Annotated in this window: 2 protein-coding genes; both read left to right on the forward strand. The window is 71.1% G+C overall.

Annotated elements, in window-relative coordinates:
• Positions 1-902: CoA transferase (locus FJM51_RS23085; RefSeq protein ID WP_181164734.1), on the forward strand; the 902-nt coding region annotated here is incomplete at its 5' end.
• Between the two features lie 135 nt (positions 903-1,037).
• Positions 1,038-2,090, forward strand: a 1,053-nt coding sequence (locus FJM51_RS23090; protein ID WP_140456442.1) for a GMC family oxidoreductase, incomplete at its 3' end; no start/stop codon positions are given.

A 2,090-nucleotide genomic window follows, 5' to 3' on the forward strand; every position in this document is an offset into this window, starting at 1 on the left:
AGAGCCTCGCCCGGATCAATCCGGAGGCGATCTTCTGCCAGCTCGACTGTTTCGGCGGCGCGCGGCGCGGCCCGCGCAGCGACTATCTCGGCTACGACGATCTGGTGCAGGCGACGACCGGGATCATGCCGCGGTTCGGCGGCTCGATCGAGACCCCGGAGGAGCACGCCCATGTCGGCACCATCGACGTGATGTGCGGCTTCGGCGCGGCGACCGCCGTCGCCGCCGCGCTCTACCAGAAACATCGGACCGGACGGATCGGCCGGGCGCGCACCTCGCTCTGCGCCCTGAGCGGGCTCGCGCAGATGCCCTTCTGCTACGACTATCCGAACCGGCCAGCCTTCGACGAGCCCTCGGGCCCGCGGGCGATGGGCACCGACGCGCTCCACCATCTCTACCGGGCGCGCGACCGCTGGCTGATGCTCGCGGCGACCGAGGCGGACCTGCCGCGCTTCGCCCGCGTCCCCGGCCTCGAGGGGCTCGCCGCGTCCTCGGAGCATGAGCGCGGCTGCCTGCTTGCAAGCGCGATCGGAACGGCGACGGCGGAGGACTGGGTCTCGCGCTTCCGGGCGGCCGACATCGGCGCCGCCGTCTGTGACAGCATCGAGACCATCCGGGCCGCGAACTGCCGGCGGGAAGACGGGACACCGGGGATCGACCGCGGCAGCTATGCCTTCTCGGCCTACCCGGACCATCCGAGCGGCCACCGCGTCACGCAGCTCGACCCCTACGCGGTGCGGCCCTCGATCGGTCGGGTCTGCGCGCTGGCACCGGCGGAGAAGTACGGCGCCTCGACACGGTCGGTGCTGGCGGCGGCGGGCTATTCCGAGTCCGAGATTGACCGGCTGAGGGAAAAAGGCGCGATCAGCGAAAGCTGGAGCGGCGAATACCTTCCCAGCTGATCCCCGTCCGCGTCGATTCAGCGCCGCGCCGTCCGACCCAGCGCGCCCGAGAAGACCTGAAGGCCAGGCAGAGGCGGCGGGTCGCGCCGTCCCGTCCCACGCCATGCCACTCGAAACCCATAGCCGGAGGAAGAGATGCCGCGCGATCCGTTCGACTACATCATCGTGGGCGCCGGCTCGGCCGGATGCCTGCTCGCGAACCGCCTGAGCCGCGACCCGTCGCGGCGGGTGCTGCTGCTCGAGGCCGGCAAGCCCGACAATTATCCGTGGATCCACGTACCCGTCGGCTACCTTTACTGCATCGGCAACCCGCGCACGGACTGGCTCTATCAGACCGAGCCCGATGCCGGGCTCAACGGCCGTTCGCTGCGCTATCCGCGCGGCAAGACGCTGGGCGGCTGCTCGTCGATCAACGGCATGATCTACATGCGCGGCCAGGCGCGCGACTATGACAACTGGGCGCGGCTGACCGGCGACGACGACTGGAGCTGGGCGGGGGCGCTGCCGGACTTCATGGCGCATGAGGACCATTACCGGCTCGACGCGGGCGCCGATCCGGCGACCGGCGGCAACAGCCGCTTCTCCGACCTGCACGGGCATGGCGGCGAGTGGCGGGTCGAGAAGCAGCGGCTGCGCTGGGCCATCCTCGACGACGTGGCCGAGGCGATGGTCGAGGCGGGGTTCGAGCGTACCGACGACTTCAATTCCGGCGACAACGGGGGTGTCGGCTATTTCGAGGTGAACCAGAAGGCCGGCTGGCGCTGGAACACGTCGAAGGCGTTCCTGCGCCCGGCAAGGGGCCGGCCGAACCTGGAGATCTGGACCGAGTCGCAGGTCGAGCGGCTGATCTTCGAGACGGGGCCGGACGGCGCCCGGCGCTGCGTCGGCGCCACCGTGCGCCGCGGCGGCGACGCGGTGGTGGTGAGGGCGAGCCGCGAGGTCGTGCTCTCGGCCGGCGCCATCGGCTCGCCGCAGATCCTCCTGCTCTCGGGCGTCGGACCGGCCGGGCATCTGAGGGAGCACGGCATCGACGTCGAACTCGACGCGCCCGGCGTCGGCGGCAACCTGCAGGACCACCTGCAGATCCGCGCGATCTACAAGGTCGCGGGCGCGCTCACCCTCAACGCCCTCGCCGGCAACCTGATCGGCAAGGCGCGGATCGGGCTCGAATACGCGCTCCGGCGCTCG

Source organism: Amaricoccus solimangrovi, assembly GCF_006385685.1.
GTDB classification, from domain to species: Bacteria; Pseudomonadota; Alphaproteobacteria; order Rhodobacterales; family Rhodobacteraceae; genus Amaricoccus; species Amaricoccus solimangrovi.